Source organism: Salisaeta longa DSM 21114 (assembly GCF_000419585.1).
Classification (GTDB): Bacteria; Bacteroidota; Rhodothermia; order Rhodothermales; family Salinibacteraceae; genus Salisaeta; species Salisaeta longa.
Map to the genome: position 1 here is coordinate 2,029,061 of NZ_ATTH01000001.1, position 13,383 is coordinate 2,042,443.

A 13,383-nucleotide genomic window follows, 5' to 3' on the forward strand; every position below is an offset into this window, starting at 1 on the left:
TCGTCCCCTGTGCGTGGAGTACACGACAAATGGCTGCGCGCCGATCCCACGCCCCCGTTCCTGCACGCTCTATGCCGGCGTCACCGCCTCTAAGCTGTCGAGCGTCCACGGCATAAGCTCGGAGATCGTCGGGTGCGCAAGCACGATGGTCCGGAACTCGTCGTACGGCATCTCGGCATGCATGATGGTAGCAAACAAGCTGATGATCTCGTCGCCGTTTGCACCAAGCACCGAAGCGCCCACAAGCTGCGACGTATCGGCATCCACCAGGATTTTAACGAAGCCCTTCGTTTCGCCCATCTCCTTCGCCCGGCTGATGCGGTCCATGGAGCGGGTAGCCTTCAGCAGGTTGATGCCCTCGTCAAGCGCTTGCTGCTCGGTGAGCCCCACGCGGCCAAGCGGCGGATCGGTGAAGAGCGCGTAGGTCAGGGTCCGGTCGTCGACGGTGCGCACCCCGCCGGGGACATCGCCCCCAAACAGGTAGCTGAGCGCAATTTCGGTGTCGTTAACCGAGGTATGCGTGAAAGCGCCCGGCGCGCTGTTGACGTCGCCCAGCGCATACACGCCCTCCACGCCGGTCTGCATCACGTCGTTCACAACAATCTCGCCGCGATCGTTGAGCGCAAGTCCCCCGGCCGCGGCGTCGATGCGGTCGCTGTTTGGCACGCGCCCGGCGCCAATCAGCAGATGCGAACCAGCGACCGTGCGCGCAGCCTCACCGTCGCTAGCGGCTAGGTCTACCGCGATTGTGCCGTCATCGGCCTGCGTCACGTGGGCGGCTTCGGCCTGGCACACGATGTTAATGCCTTCGTCTTCCAGCATCTCACGGACCGCCGCCGAGACGTCGGGATCTTCGCGGCCAATGAGGCGGTCGGCACGCTCCAAGATCGTGACCTCAGCCCCGAAGCGCCGAAAGACCTGGCCAAACTCCAGCCCAATGTAGCTGCCGCCCACAATGACGAGATGCTCCGGCACCGCGTCGAGCTCCAGGATGCGGCGGTTATCGAGCCAGTCGACATCGTCGAGGCCGTCGATGGACGGGACGCGTGCCCGAGCGCCTACGTTCACGAAGATCGTCTCCGCAGTGATGGTGGCATCGCCTACAGCAATCGCTTTCTCGCCAACGAAGCGGCCCCAGTCATGATAAAACGTGACGGCCTCTTCCGACGTGAGCCAGCCGCGCAGTCCGTCGCGGCTCCCATGACGAATGCTATTCATGCGCTCCATCACCGTGTCGAAGTCAACCGACACCGGCCCCGTCTCGACCCCGTATTCAGAAGCTGTGCGGGCCTTGTGCGCTATCTTAGCGCTGGCTACGAGTGTCTTGGTAGGCGTGCAGCCCACGTTCACACACGTACCGCCGACGTCTCCACCCTCAATGACAGCGATGGAGCCGCCGCGCGTTAGCAAATCTGCGATGAGTGTGCCGGTGGCCTGCCCGGTGCCCAGCAAAACATAGTCGTACGCGTGATCAGCCATCAGTAGAATCGGTAGTATGCGTTGAAGAACGTGTGGCGCGTGCCGCCGGGTGGGGAAAGGGCCACGCACGCATGGCCTCTCCCGTCCAATCTGCCCGCAAGCCCCCGCGAACAGGCGCTTCGATCGCGGCATTTCTATCAACGGCACGCGATGGTCGGTGCGGTTGCTTCCGGATGCGTTACACGCAGGCACCTAGCCGGGCGGCTTTAGGATCTGCGCAGGTTGCCTCATTCCGAGGGGCGCGAGAAAGCGGATGACAGTGCAGTTTGATTCGAATCGTTCGAACACGTTGTGCACAGGGGCACGCCGTCAACCTCGCCTATCGAATGATCATTTGCTCATACGATTTGAATTGAACGGTATTCCGTCAATGGATGAGATAGGGATCAGGCCGCTTCCTCACCATGCGAGAGCGCATTGTCGAGCATCTCTTCCACATGGGCATCCGCTAGTTGATAGTAGACGTGTCGCCCCTCCCGGCGATGCACGACGAGGCGGGCATCACGCAGCGTACGGAGCTGATGGCTCACGGCCGACTGGCTTACGTCAAGGGCCTTGACGATCTCGTGCACACAGATCTCGCGCCCGCGAAGGAGGCACAGGATCTTCAGGCGCGTCTCGTCGGCAAACCCTTTCAGGAGCTGAACGGTAACCGCTGTAACGGCATCACTCGGGAGAGCCGCCTCTGGGGTTGTATCGGTGCCGCAAGAGGTGGTAACGTCGTCCGGCATAGGTCACAGGTTCTGGAGGCAAACAGATAGGCTAATTTATGCATACAATCCCCCAGAAGGTTCACCTCGCGTACTTACCGCCCCTTGGGAACGGTGAAACGCAACGAGCCACAATGCCCAAGAAGGCTTGGCCGATTCATTCTGCGTCAGGGAACCGCACGGCGGCCTCATCGCGCTCGCCGGTGCGGATGCGCACGGCGCCTGTCACGTTGGAAACGAAGATCTTCCCGTCGCCATACCGCCCGGTGTGAGCGTATTCGATGATGGTATCCAACACGGATTCAACCTGCACGTCGGGCACAACGATTTCCAGTTTTGTCCGCTGGGTAAGCTGCGCAGGACCGCCTCCTTTCGGATGGCCGTAGCCCCGCACGTCGCTGACAGTGACGCCCGGCGACTCGGGGCTGTTTTCGAGCGCGTCAATGACCCGATCGGCCTGGTTCGGACGAACAAAGGCTTTAATTTCTTTCATGGTTGTTGACCTTCGGTGAGTAAAAACAAAGAGCCGGGCTGAAGACCGCTAGCCCGGCCTGCGGGTACGGCTTAAATCGCAGCTTCGCCGACGTCTTCAGCAAACCACGGGTAGATGCTCGGCAGCACGAAGAGCGTTAGCAAAGTTGAGGTGACCAGCCCGCCAATGACGACCGCCGCCAGCGGGCGCTGCACGTTCGAGCCGATAGCGTCGGTCAAGAGAAGCGGCAGGAGTCCCAACGACGTGGTGAGCGCCGTCATGAGCACCGGCCGCAAACGCAGCTCCGCGCCAGTGACGGTGGCCTCCTGCATGGATCGTCCCGCTGCGCGCAGCTGGTTGATATAGCTGACCAGCACGACGCCGTTCAAGACGGCCACGCCGAAGACCGCGATGAACCCTACGGCCGCCGGCACGGACACGTAGAGCCCACCGAGCCACAGTGCCACGATGCCGCCGATCGTAGCGAACGGCACGTTCAGGAAGATGAGCGTGGCGTAGCGCAGGCTGCTAAAGGTGGAAAAGAGCATCAGAAAGATGAGGGCCAACGTAATGGGCACGACGACGTAGAGCCGCTGCATGGCCCGGCGTTGATTCTCGAACTGTCCGCCGTATTTGACGAAGTAGCCCGGCGGCAGGTCGACCTGCGCTTTCACCTTCCGCTGGATCTCTTCGACGACCGAGCCCATGTCGCGCCCGCGCACGTTGAGCTGCACGTAGGTGCGGCGGCTGGCCTTGTTGCGTGAGATCTGCTTCGGTCCGGTGAAGACCTCCACGTCCGCGACCTGCTCCAGTGGCACGATAGCCCCCTTCGCCGTGCGGATGGGAAGCTGACGGACCTGCTCAATCTGGCTCCGCTCGCCCTCTTGCAAGCGCGTAAAGACGGCGTAGCGCCGGATGCCTTCAAACACTTGTCCGGCCGTCGAGCCGCCGATCCCCGTTTCCACGGTGGCTAACAAAGCATCCACCGAAATGCCCAGCCGGGCCAGCGCCTGCCGATCCGGCCGTACGAGCACCTGCGGCTTACCGCCCTGCTGCTGCGCCCGCACGTCGACAGCGCCCGGCACCGTCTCGATGACTTCTTTCATGGCCTGCGCCTTCTGGGCGAGCACCTCCAGGTCCTCGCCGTAGAGGCTGGCCACGACCTGGGCGCGCACGCCGCTCAGGAGCTCATCGGTGCGGAGCTGGATGGGCTGGGAGAAGTTGGCAGCAATGCCCGGCACCTGCTCTTGCAGCCGCTCGGCCATGACGGTTTGCAGCGCCTCGTAGCTGCGGCCCGATGACCATTCGTCGAGCGGTTTGAGCCCAACCACGTTGAAAATGACATTCACCGGTTCGGGGTCGCCGCCCACCTCGGCGCGGCCCACGCGCGAGTAGACAGATTCCACTTCCGGAAATTCCTGAAAGACGGCCTGCACGCGGCGCGTGTACGCCTGGGTAGACTCCAGATTTGCACTGGGCGGGAGCACGGCGCGGACGGCGAACGTGCCCTCCCGGAGCGTCGGCGCGAACTCGGAGCCCAGGAACGGGAAGAGGACCAGGCTCCCTAGAAAGAGGGCGCTCACCGTCGCCAACACGGTCCGGGGGCGCGCTACGCTCCAATGGGCCAGCGGCCGAAAGCGCGCCTTCAGCCAGCGCACCAGCCGGGGCTCCCCGCCGGAAATCTGCTGTGGCGACACCAGATAGCTGCTGACGACCGGCGCAAACGTAACGGCCAAGAACATCGCGCCCAGCAGCGCGAAGGTGATCGTATACGCCATGGGCGAGAACATTTTGCCTTCCACGCCCTGGAGCGTAAAGAGCGGCAGAAAGACGATGATGATAATGCTGGTGGCAAACACCACCGGCCGTCCGACCTCGCGCGCGGCTTCACTCACCAGGCGCACCATCGAGATGTTTTCGGTTTCCTCGAGCTCCTCCAGCATGCGATACACGTTCTCAACCACTACGGTGGTACCGTCGCCGATCATGCCGATGGAGATGGCGAGCGCGCCGAGCGTCATGAGGTTGGCCGAGAGCCCGGCGACCCACATGCCGATGAAGGCAGTGAGGAAGGCCAAGGGCACCGTCGTCATGATGATGAGCGTCGAACGCACGTCGCCCATAAAGAGGTAGAGGACCAGCAGAACGAGCACTGCGCCAAATACGAGCGCATTCGTGACAGTGCTCATCGCCTTGTCGACGAGCGCGCCCTGCGAGTAGAAGGGAACCAGCCGCATGCCCTCTGGCAGGGCTTCGTTGATCGCGGCGATTTGCTCGTTGACGCGGGCCAGCACGCCCTGCGTGTTCGTGCCGATGAGCTTCTGGACGAAGCCGCCCACTGTTTCCTCGGAAGCCGGCGCCGCGGAGGCGTTTTGCGCCGCTGATGTGTTCTGTGCCGCCGATGTGTTCTGCACAACGGATCCGTTCTGCGCCGCAGCCTGCGACGTATCGCTGATGCGCCGGCTGGCCATGAGGGCCCCGCGCCGGATGGCCGGGCCAAAGGTGACCTTGGCGACCTCGCTTACGTACACCGGCGTGCCGTTGTGGCTGCCCAGCACAATGTTGCGGATGTCATCCAGCCCGTCCTCGCCCGGGCGAATCCAGCCGTAGCCGCGCACGATGTATTCCTCGCCGCCCCGCTCGATGAACGAGCCGCCGACGTTGCGATTGTTAGCACCCAGGGCTTTCTCTACATCCGCCACGGTGAGGCCGCGCGCCAGGAGCTCGTTCATGTCGAGGTTGACCTGGTACTGCTTCACATAACCGCCGATGGAGAGCACGCCGGTGACGCCCTGGACCGTACGCAGCCGCGGCTTCACGATCCAATCTTGGGCCGTGCGCAGTTCGGTGAGCGAGTGGTTGGCTCCCCGTTCGTTGCGGACCTCGTACATCATGATGGTGCCAAGGCCTGTAGTGATGGGACCCAACTGCGGGTTGCCCAGACCGGGGGGGATCCGGTCGCGGGCTTTGGCCAGGCGCTCCATCACCAGGCGGCGCGCAAAGTAGATATCGGTCCCATTTTCAAAATAGACGTTCACCCGGGAGAGGCCAAAGATCGACGTACTTTGCACGCGCTTGAGCTTCGGAATGCCGTACATCGAAATCTCGATCGGGTAGCTGATCTGCTTCTCGACGTCGACGGGCGAGAGGCCCGGACTCACGGTGAACACCTGTACGAGGGTTGGTGAAACGTCAGGGTACGAATCGGCAGGCACTTCGGTAAACGCCCAGTAGCCCGCCCCCGCGATCCCCATAATGAGGATTAGCACCATCAGGCGGTTGCGGAGCGAGGCGTCGATAATACGTTCAATCATAAAAAAAGAAGGATTGGGGTCAGCAAAGCGCGGCGATAATAAGCGATGTGCGTACTTAGTGGCCGTGTGCCGCACTACGTGTGGATGCTGTAAGCGCTGATTTGAGTTCGAAGGCGCCGCGCGTGACGGCCACGTCGCCCGGCTGCAAGCCGCCCACAATTTCTATCATTCCGTCCTGCGACTCGTCGCCCGTGCGCACAGGGACAGCACGAAAGTGCCCCACCTCGTCGCCCGGTACAAACACAACCGACTGGCCATCGATGGTCTGCACGGCATCGGTGGACACGAGGGCGCTGGTGACGTGCGTATCGGTATAGATGCGCGCCTGCCCGTACATCCCGTCGCGCAGGAGGCGGCGGTTGTTGTCGACGATTGCACGGACCCGCAACGTACGCGTCTCAGGATCGAGCGTCTGCGAAACGAAATCGATGGTGCCCTCGAAGGAGGATTCCGGCAGGCTACGCACGGAGAGCGACACGCGCTGACCCGTTCGCAGGACGGGTACGTCACGCTCGTAGGCGTCAATCATGACCCACATGCGCGAGGGGTTAGCCACATGGAACGGCGTTTCCTGCGCACCGATCGTCTCGCCGGGCGCGGCGTCGCGTTGTTGCAGCGTGCCCGCGATCGGGCTGGTTACGTGAAAGTGCGAGAGCGGCTCACCGTGGGACTGCTCTGTTTCGACTTCGGCCTCGGAAAGCCCATAGAGCCGCAGCGTCTCGTGCACTGCCTTCAGCTCCGCCTGTGCTTCTTCAAAGGCCGCGCGCGCTTCGAGAAGGGCCGCCTCGCTGGAGATGCTATCGGCATAGAGGGTCTGCTCCCGTTCGTAGGCGCGTTTTTGGGTGTTGAGGCGCGCCTTGGCCGTCAGGTACTGCGCTTTGGCTTTGCCCAGCTCCACGCTGCTCATGATGGCCAGCGTCTCGCCGACTTCTACCCGTTCCCCGAGGTCGGCCGTCACGCGTCGCACCTTGCCTTCAATGCGCGGTCCAACGTTCGCCGTGCGGTCCATGTCGAAGTGCACCGCGGCGGGGCGGCTCAGCACCGAGGTGGCGCTGCCAGCCTGCAGCGTGTCGAGGCGAATGCCGATGGCTTTTGCTTGCGCCGGCGTCATGGCCACACCGCGTGGCGCGCCCTCCGAATGCTGGGCATGCTCACCCGCAGCTTTCTCGTCTTGATGCTGTCCAGCGTGCTGGGGCGTCGCCTCCGAGCCCCCACAGCCCGCTAGCATCAGCGTGGCCAGCACCAGCAGTGCAATGGAGAAGAGAGGCCGCACAGCAGACGGCAGCGAGAGCGACGGAAGGAAACGTGTGATCGTCTTCATAACTCGGATCATCATTGGATACTTAGCGGGGAAGGGACGGTGGGGCGTGGGTGGCTCCTGGGGAGCGCTCAAAGGAGAATTATTCATTGGTCACTGCTGCCAGGGGCGTGGCGATGAGCCGCTCAACGGTGGCGCGGCGCTGGTAATAGTCACTCAGGGCGCGCACCTCCTGGCGTCGCACGTCAAAGAGCGTGCGCTGGGCGTCGAGCACGTCGAGGGAGCTGAATTTCCCCGCGCGGTAGCCCTGGCGGATGGCCTTGAAGGCCGATCGGGCGGCGGGAAGCGTCTCGCTGCGGAGCGTCCGTACTTCGTTGTAGGACGCGGCGAGGCGGTGGTAGGCCCGCGTCAGGGCCGTGTCGACCTGCACCCGGGCGTCCTCCCGTTGCGCCTGGGCGCGTTGCACGCGGTAGCGGGCGCGCTGCGTAGCCCCCTGGTTGCGGTCGAACAGCGGGAGCGGCAGGGCGATGCCTGCGGTGAAGGCCTCCGTGCCCAGCCCACCAAAGCGTTGCCAGCCCGCCGTGAGCTTGGGGATCGGGAAGCGGCTTGCCTTCTCCAGCGCAAGCCGTGCCTCGGCCTGCCGGATGTTGGTTTGCTGGCGTGCAATGCGGGGGTTGCGCGCGGCCAGCGGCTGCAAGGCACGCAGTGAGGGGGGCTTGTGCACGGGACCAAACGTTCCCGTAACGGCCTCGAAGGGCGGCCTCTCCAGACGCCCCCATGTGCCGGCTAGTGTATTGCGGGCGGCGGCAAGGGATTGTCGGGCGCGGCTGAGCTGGATGCGCGCCTCAGAGAGCGGCACGCGAGCGCGGGTCTGCTCCACCGGGCTTACCTTGCCGGCTTCAACCTGCCGGCGTACCGTCTGGTAGACCTCCTTGGAGAGGCCGACGAGGGCTTCGGCGAGGCGCACGCGCTCTTGCGCCGCCAGCACGCCGATGAACGCCTGCGTCACCTGCGTCGTCACGTCGAGGCGAACGGCTTCGTAGGTCCACCCAGCCAGGTCGCGCGTAGCCTCGGCCACATCGCGCCGCTTCCAGGGTCGTCCCCAGAGCTCCAAGGGCACGCCCAGGCGCACGGATTGCTCGGCTCCCGAGAACCCATCAAAGGGGGCATCTGTCGGTAGACTCTCCGCTTCTGCAGAGAGCGTGGGGTTGGGATAGAGCCCAGCCTGAAGGACCTGTGCCTCGCGAGCGCGCACCTCCCAGGCAAACGATCGCAGCCGCGGGTTTTCCTGGAGCGCCAGCGCGAGCGCCTCGGGCAAGGAGAGCGTGTCATCGAGCGTGAGCATGCGGCCTTCAGCGTCTATTGCGGCACGGTCCGCAGCCCGGTCTACGTCGATCGGGGGGCGATACGCCGCCGTGTCTGGCCCCAAAGGCCGGGAGTCCGGCCAGGCAGCATCGTGCGTGGTTGCACAACCGGCGAGGAGCCCGGCAGCAAGAAAAACGGGTAGGATGGAGATATACCACGGGTTCATAAGTGGTGCTCTGATCAGGATTGGAGGAGGCAGCCAGAATGGTGGCACTTGCACAGGCGTGAGAAGCGCCGTGCAGATACAGTCTGCCGGTGGATTGACAGCAGAAGGCAGGGTGTCGCCAGGGATAGGCGACTGATCAGAGAGCGACTATATCAGCAGCACGACGGTGCTGTGCGGACGAGAAGAAAAGCCGGTGGACTCGTCCGATGAAAGAATAGAATGTGGGGAGCGGGTGGGCCGGTCCCGGTCAAGCCAAGCAACGACCCGGTCTACGGAGTGCTTGTCCGCGCCCGACGTGTCCACCTGTATAACCGGATGGCACACATCGTCTGCGCGCGTCATCCGAATCGGCACGTCCGTGCAAGAGACGTCGTCTACGGCAGTGGGCTGAGCGTCCCCAAAGGTCGCCACCATGGGCAACGAATGCGACGACAGCGTGCTTGCCTGCGCCCTGCTTTCGTCATGATGATCGGCGCGGGCCGACTCCACAGCGACGTGACTCTCGCTGATGCAGAGCACCATTCCCTGCGCCAGATGCGGGCTGAACGACGGAAGCACGGTCACAAGCAGAAGCCACACGAGCGGCTTCAGACGGCTTCGTATGTTCAGCAGAGAGAGGCGCATCAGATTTTGATTTGTTCAAGTGAGCAATTGCTCATACGATAGATAAAGGGACTGTAGTTTCGCTAAGATTCGATGACCCCCAGGTCGACCATGCTGATTCCAAGCTCGGGATCGTCGACATGGCGCAGGCACTCGGCAATTTGCTTCCGGATCGGTGTTATCCGTCTCACTAACTTCCGCGGATCGCCCGGCGCCCGCTCGGGTACGATTCCCTGTCACACCATTGCCCGGCACACGTCACAGGGGGCCCCATGGAACCGGCTACTGCTTCGCTCTGGCACCGCGCGCTGCACGATCCGCAGCTGCAAGACCTACCGTTCAAGATTGAGACCAATGCGCACGGCCACCTCGTTTTGAGTCCGCATAAACCACAGCACAGCTTTTTGCAGTCACGCATCCTTACCCAGCTGGTTCAGCACATACAGACGCCAGGCGAGCCCGCCGTTGAATTTGCCCTCGACACTCCGAAAGGCATCAGAGTGCCCGATGTGGTGTGGATGTCTGAGGAACGAATCCAGCAAATTCCTGGGAACGCAGAGGCGAGCCCGGTGATGCCCGAACTCTGCGTCGAGGTGCGCTCCGAAAGCAACACCGACACGGAGATGGCGGCCAAGCGACAGCTGTACTTCGAGGAAGGGGCGACGGAGGTCTGGATCTGCGACCCCGAGGGCCGCCTGCGCTTCTACACGGCCGATGGCGAACAGTCGTCTTCTGCGTTGGCGCCGTCGTTTCCTGCAACTATCGAGTAGCGTGGCCGGCGAAAACCCCACAATGCCGCCGCATGTGCTGGCGCTTCAAATAGTGCTTGGCTCAAAAAATACAAAATACTATTCTTTGCGGTGTATTCGCAACAGATCGCCCCGAGGCCGGGACGAAATCCCCTGCGCAGGGCATATACATGCAGTAACTCGCGTGTCCGTGTACCGCCTGTCTTCGTCATTCGTATCAATCCGGACCTTATTCATCACGACACACGCCGGCTGTCCCGGTACGCCAATTATCCCACCGCGCCGCACTCCTCGACAGACCTGACGGCTACTGATTTCCTTGACGCGGATGCGCCAGCATCTACGAGGAGTCCCCCGGCACAGACCTCCCTGGCCTTTCGCCTTCCAAGGTGAGCCGCTGCGGCATGACCTGCCTGCATGGCACGCTGCTTCTGTTGAGGGGCAGCTCGTGAGACCTTCTTGCTTCGATCGATTGTATGCTTTCCAACAGTTGTGAATACGGACTTCGCGCTGCGCTTTACCTGGCGCACCTGGACCGCGCCGGGTACGTGTCAATTCGCACGATTAGCGATGAGCTTGATATCTCGTTTCCGTTCTTAACCAAGATCTTCCAGCAGCTAAAGGCGGCTTCGCTGGTGGAATCGATGCGGGGGCCCAAGGGCGGCGTGCGTTTTACGCGACCCGCGGATGAGATTACGCTGCGCGAGATTGTGGTAGCCATCGATGGGTCCGATCTCTTTGAGACGTGCGTGCTGGGCTTGCCCGGCTGCAGCGATGAGGCCCCCTGCCCGCTGCACGACCGATGGACCACCGAGCGCAGCCGCCTCGAAACGTTGTTCACGCATGCAACACTCGCAGACATGGCGGACCAAATCGACAGCTTCAACGCCCGGCTTGCAGCTACCTGACCGACTCGTTGCGTCGTCCGACTACAGCGCGCAACGGCGCGGGTGCTCCGTCGGTATGTGATGGGGCCTTTTGGAAGCTCAAAGCTTTCAATCGATCAGCATTTCTTCGAACGCCATAGGCTCTGCTGCAAGGAAGAAAACCGTCGGCGGAAGGTCCTCCGTCTTCGCTCGAAGCGCTTCGTAATAGGCCGTAAAATGGTCTGTCTCGTCCGGCGCAGCCAAGCCCATAAAGATCAGGTTAGCGTCGCGAGATGAAGTATGGAGGACCTCTTCGAAGGAGCGCCCGCGGCTGACAATCACGTCCAGTTCGGCTCCTGTGCGCATGCGTTGAAGAATGGGGTTAATGTTGGAGTAGGCATCCTCGGCAGCCGCCTCAGTCTCCACCATCATCTTGAGCACCACCTGGGCCTCTTGCCAGCGGAGGCTTGTCTGAAGGAGATACGCCATGATCTTCATCAAGCCACCGTTTCCTTTCAGGCCGCCCCACCAGACGTCGATGCGCTTACGCGAGCCAAGGTCCTGATCCTCCTCTTGCTGCACAATGATGACGTTTCGCCCGGCGTGGTACAGGCGACGAATCATGGCGCAGTACCGCTCGTGATGTGCCGGATCGCGCGTGTCACCCAGGAGAACCGTGTTCGGAGCCAACTCGCCTAGCCCGTACGCTTCGACCAGGCGCTCGGACCCCTCGAAGGGGTTCTCGGCACGAATCGTACGCACGAGGCTTTGCACCCCGCGCTCTGCGAGATACTCCTTAATGAGATTCTGCATGTTCTGCTGGCGCTCGAGCGAGAAGCCCTCGTCGGGCAGCACGGTAGCCACAGTCATGAGCGCCCGGTTGTGGGTCCACGACGAGGCCAGGTCAATAAGATGCCACCGGCTCGTGGGCGCCCCGGTGAGCACGAGAATGTGCGGGCGCCAGTTTTTAGGATCGGGCCGCCCGCTGTACCGCATCAGGCCGGCCCGGACGGCCGCCATCCAGAGGCCTTGCCGGACGTCGCCCCAGGCAGCCTGTAGCCCACGCCGTTTGAGCCATGCGAAGATCGCACTCACAGCGACCATGGCAATCACGGTGGCTGTCGCGTTAATGAGAAACATGACCGCCAGGCAGCCGGCAGCGCCCAGCAGCGAAAAGCTCCAGTGCACCTTGAAGGTCGGACGAAACGACGGACTGTTTAGGGCTGTTTCGATGCCGGCGGCGACGTTCAACACGCAGTAGGTTGTCAGGAAGAACATCGTAAGCACCGGCGCAATGGCATTCAGGTCGCCAAGCCCGACGGCCAACAGTGCAATGCCCATCGTGAGTAGCGTCCCATAGCGCGGCGTGTCCTCCTCGCCGCTGCCATGGCCCAGCCACCGAAGCCAGCGCGGCAGCACGCCATCGCGCGCCAGGGCCTGCATCACACGCGGCGCGCCCAAAATACTGCCCACAGCGCTAGAAAGGGTCGCGCCCCAGACCCCCAGCAGGATGGCATCGCCCCAGAAAGCGATCCGTCGCATGATGAGTGGGTCTTCGATCAGCGTCGCGGCATCGGCCCGCGTGGCCAGCACGAGAGGCAACGTCATGTAGATCAGGTAGCCCACCCCTACAGCTGCAAACGTACCCGTTGGAATCGATTTTCCCGGATCCTTCAGATCTCCGGACAAGTTCACGCCCGCCATGATGCCCGTAACGGCCGGAAAAAAGACAGCAAAAACGACCCAGAATGGCTCAGAGAGGCGATCGCGAGCCCCCCACATCTCGATGTCACTCGGCTCGACCGGGCTCCCGAAGTAGAGCGATATCAGGGACACCCCAATGGCCGCCATAATGACGTACTGTGCGCGGATAGCGGCCTTAGCGGAGACGAGTGCAATGGCCGCCACACCCAGGGTCGTGACGAGGCCGACCACGCGCTGATTCAAGCCGGGAAAGACGCTGACGACGCTCTCGGCAAACCCCACCGTGTAGAGCGCAACCGAGAGGGCCAGCGCAAAAAAGAGCGGAATGCCCACGGCGCCGCCCGTTTCCAGCCCCAGCGAGCGGCTGATCATGTAGTACGCCCCGCCGATCCGCACGCGCTGGTCCGTCGCAATGGAAGCGATGGAAAAGGCGGTGAGCAGCGTGATGCCCGTCGACAGCGTCACGACGAGCAGTGCACCCAGCAGCCCAACGTTCCCCACGACCCATCCGTACCGAAGGTACATAATGACCCCGAGGATCGTCAGGATCGATGGGGTAAACACCCCGCCAAACGTACCCAGGCCGCCTTGCTTCCCTGGCACTACCTCCTGCTCCTCAGAAGATGATAGGGGATTCCATGATGAGGAGGCCATACGTCGTGGAGTAGGTAAGGAAGAGTACTTCTTGGGCGCATCC

11 protein-coding genes are annotated in these 13,383 nt (G+C 62.6%); 2 read left to right on the forward strand and 9 right to left on the reverse strand.

Going from position 1 to position 13,383, the window contains the following annotated elements; genetic code table 11:
- Nucleotides 1-69: 69 nt before the first annotated feature.
- From SALLO_RS0108430 to SALLO_RS18910, 8 genes are all read right to left on the reverse strand, one after another.
- Complete coding sequence (locus SALLO_RS0108430) at nt 70-1,479, reverse strand: mercuric reductase (RefSeq protein ID WP_022835867.1); 1,410 nt, start codon at nt 1,477-1,479, stop codon at nt 70-72.
- Nucleotides 1,480-1,865: 386 nt separating this feature from the next.
- Nucleotides 1,866-2,210: an ArsR/SmtB family transcription factor gene (locus tag SALLO_RS0108435; protein WP_022835868.1), complete on the reverse strand. Its 345-nt coding sequence runs from the start codon at nt 2,208-2,210 to the stop codon at nt 1,866-1,868.
- Nucleotides 2,211-2,346: 136 nt separating this feature from the next.
- Nucleotides 2,347-2,682, reverse strand: coding sequence for a P-II family nitrogen regulator (locus SALLO_RS0108440; protein WP_022835869.1), 336 nt, complete (start codon nt 2,680-2,682; stop codon nt 2,347-2,349).
- Between the two features lie 71 nt (nt 2,683-2,753).
- Nucleotides 2,754-5,975, reverse strand: a complete 3,222-nt coding sequence (locus SALLO_RS0108445) for an efflux RND transporter permease subunit (protein WP_022835870.1) — start codon at nt 5,973-5,975, stop codon at nt 2,754-2,756.
- A 55-nt stretch (nt 5,976-6,030) separates the two neighbouring features.
- Nucleotides 6,031-7,296, reverse strand: a complete 1,266-nt coding sequence (locus SALLO_RS0108450; protein WP_022835871.1) for an efflux RND transporter periplasmic adaptor subunit — start codon at nt 7,294-7,296, stop codon at nt 6,031-6,033.
- Between the two features lie 79 nt (nt 7,297-7,375).
- Complete coding sequence (locus SALLO_RS16170) at nt 7,376-8,578, reverse strand: TolC family protein (RefSeq protein WP_051141342.1); 1,203 nt, start codon at nt 8,576-8,578, stop codon at nt 7,376-7,378.
- Between the two features lie 333 nt (nt 8,579-8,911).
- Nucleotides 8,912-9,388, reverse strand: coding sequence for a hypothetical protein (locus tag SALLO_RS0108460; RefSeq protein WP_022835873.1), 477 nt, complete (start codon nt 9,386-9,388; stop codon nt 8,912-8,914).
- A 62-nt stretch (nt 9,389-9,450) separates the two neighbouring features.
- Nucleotides 9,451-9,558, reverse strand: coding sequence for an iron-sulfur cluster assembly protein (locus SALLO_RS18910; RefSeq protein WP_169577906.1), 108 nt, complete (start codon nt 9,556-9,558; stop codon nt 9,451-9,453).
- A gap of 81 nt (nt 9,559-9,639) precedes the next feature.
- Here SALLO_RS18910 and SALLO_RS0108465 point away from each other — a divergent pair, with 81 nt between their 5' ends.
- Nucleotides 9,640-10,137, forward strand: a complete 498-nt coding sequence (locus tag SALLO_RS0108465; protein WP_022835874.1) for a Uma2 family endonuclease — start codon at nt 9,640-9,642, stop codon at nt 10,135-10,137.
- A 455-nt stretch (nt 10,138-10,592) separates the two neighbouring features.
- Nucleotides 10,593-11,024, forward strand: coding sequence for an RrF2 family transcriptional regulator (locus tag SALLO_RS0108470; protein WP_022835875.1), 432 nt, complete (start codon nt 10,593-10,595; stop codon nt 11,022-11,024).
- An 87-nt stretch (nt 11,025-11,111) separates the two neighbouring features.
- Here SALLO_RS0108470 and SALLO_RS0108475 read toward each other — a convergent pair whose 3' ends face one another.
- On the reverse strand, nt 11,112-13,340 hold the full coding sequence (locus tag SALLO_RS0108475) for an APC family permease (protein ID WP_028567059.1): 2,229 nt from the start codon (nt 13,338-13,340) through the stop codon (nt 11,112-11,114).
- Nucleotides 13,341-13,383: the final 43 nt, after the last annotated feature.

Excerpts from the sequence above, each read along its gene's own strand:
- SALLO_RS16170 (WP_051141342.1), bottom strand. The coding sequence starts at position 8,578 with ATGCTCACGCTCGATGACACGCTCTCCTTGCCCGAGGCGCTCGCGCTG.
- SALLO_RS0108475 (WP_028567059.1), bottom strand. The coding sequence starts at position 13,340 with ATGGCCTCCTCATCATGGAATCCCCTATCATCTTCTGAGGAGCAGGAG.
- SALLO_RS0108465 (WP_022835874.1), top strand. The coding sequence starts at position 9,640 with ATGGAACCGGCTACTGCTTCGCTCTGGCACCGCGCGCTGCACGATCCG.
- SALLO_RS0108440 (WP_022835869.1), bottom strand. The coding sequence starts at position 2,682 with ATGAAAGAAATTAAAGCCTTTGTTCGTCCGAACCAGGCCGATCGGGTC.
- SALLO_RS0108435 (WP_022835868.1), bottom strand. The coding sequence starts at position 2,210 with ATGCCGGACGACGTTACCACCTCTTGCGGCACCGATACAACCCCAGAG.
- SALLO_RS0108460 (WP_022835873.1), bottom strand. The coding sequence starts at position 9,388 with ATGCGCCTCTCTCTGCTGAACATACGAAGCCGTCTGAAGCCGCTCGTG.
- SALLO_RS0108450 (WP_022835871.1), bottom strand. The coding sequence starts at position 7,296 with ATGAAGACGATCACACGTTTCCTTCCGTCGCTCTCGCTGCCGTCTGCT.
- SALLO_RS0108470 (WP_022835875.1), top strand. The coding sequence starts at position 10,593 with ATGCTTTCCAACAGTTGTGAATACGGACTTCGCGCTGCGCTTTACCTG.
- SALLO_RS0108445 (WP_022835870.1), bottom strand. The coding sequence starts at position 5,975 with ATGATTGAACGTATTATCGACGCCTCGCTCCGCAACCGCCTGATGGTG.
- SALLO_RS0108430 (WP_022835867.1), bottom strand. The coding sequence starts at position 1,479 with ATGGCTGATCACGCGTACGACTATGTTTTGCTGGGCACCGGGCAGGCC.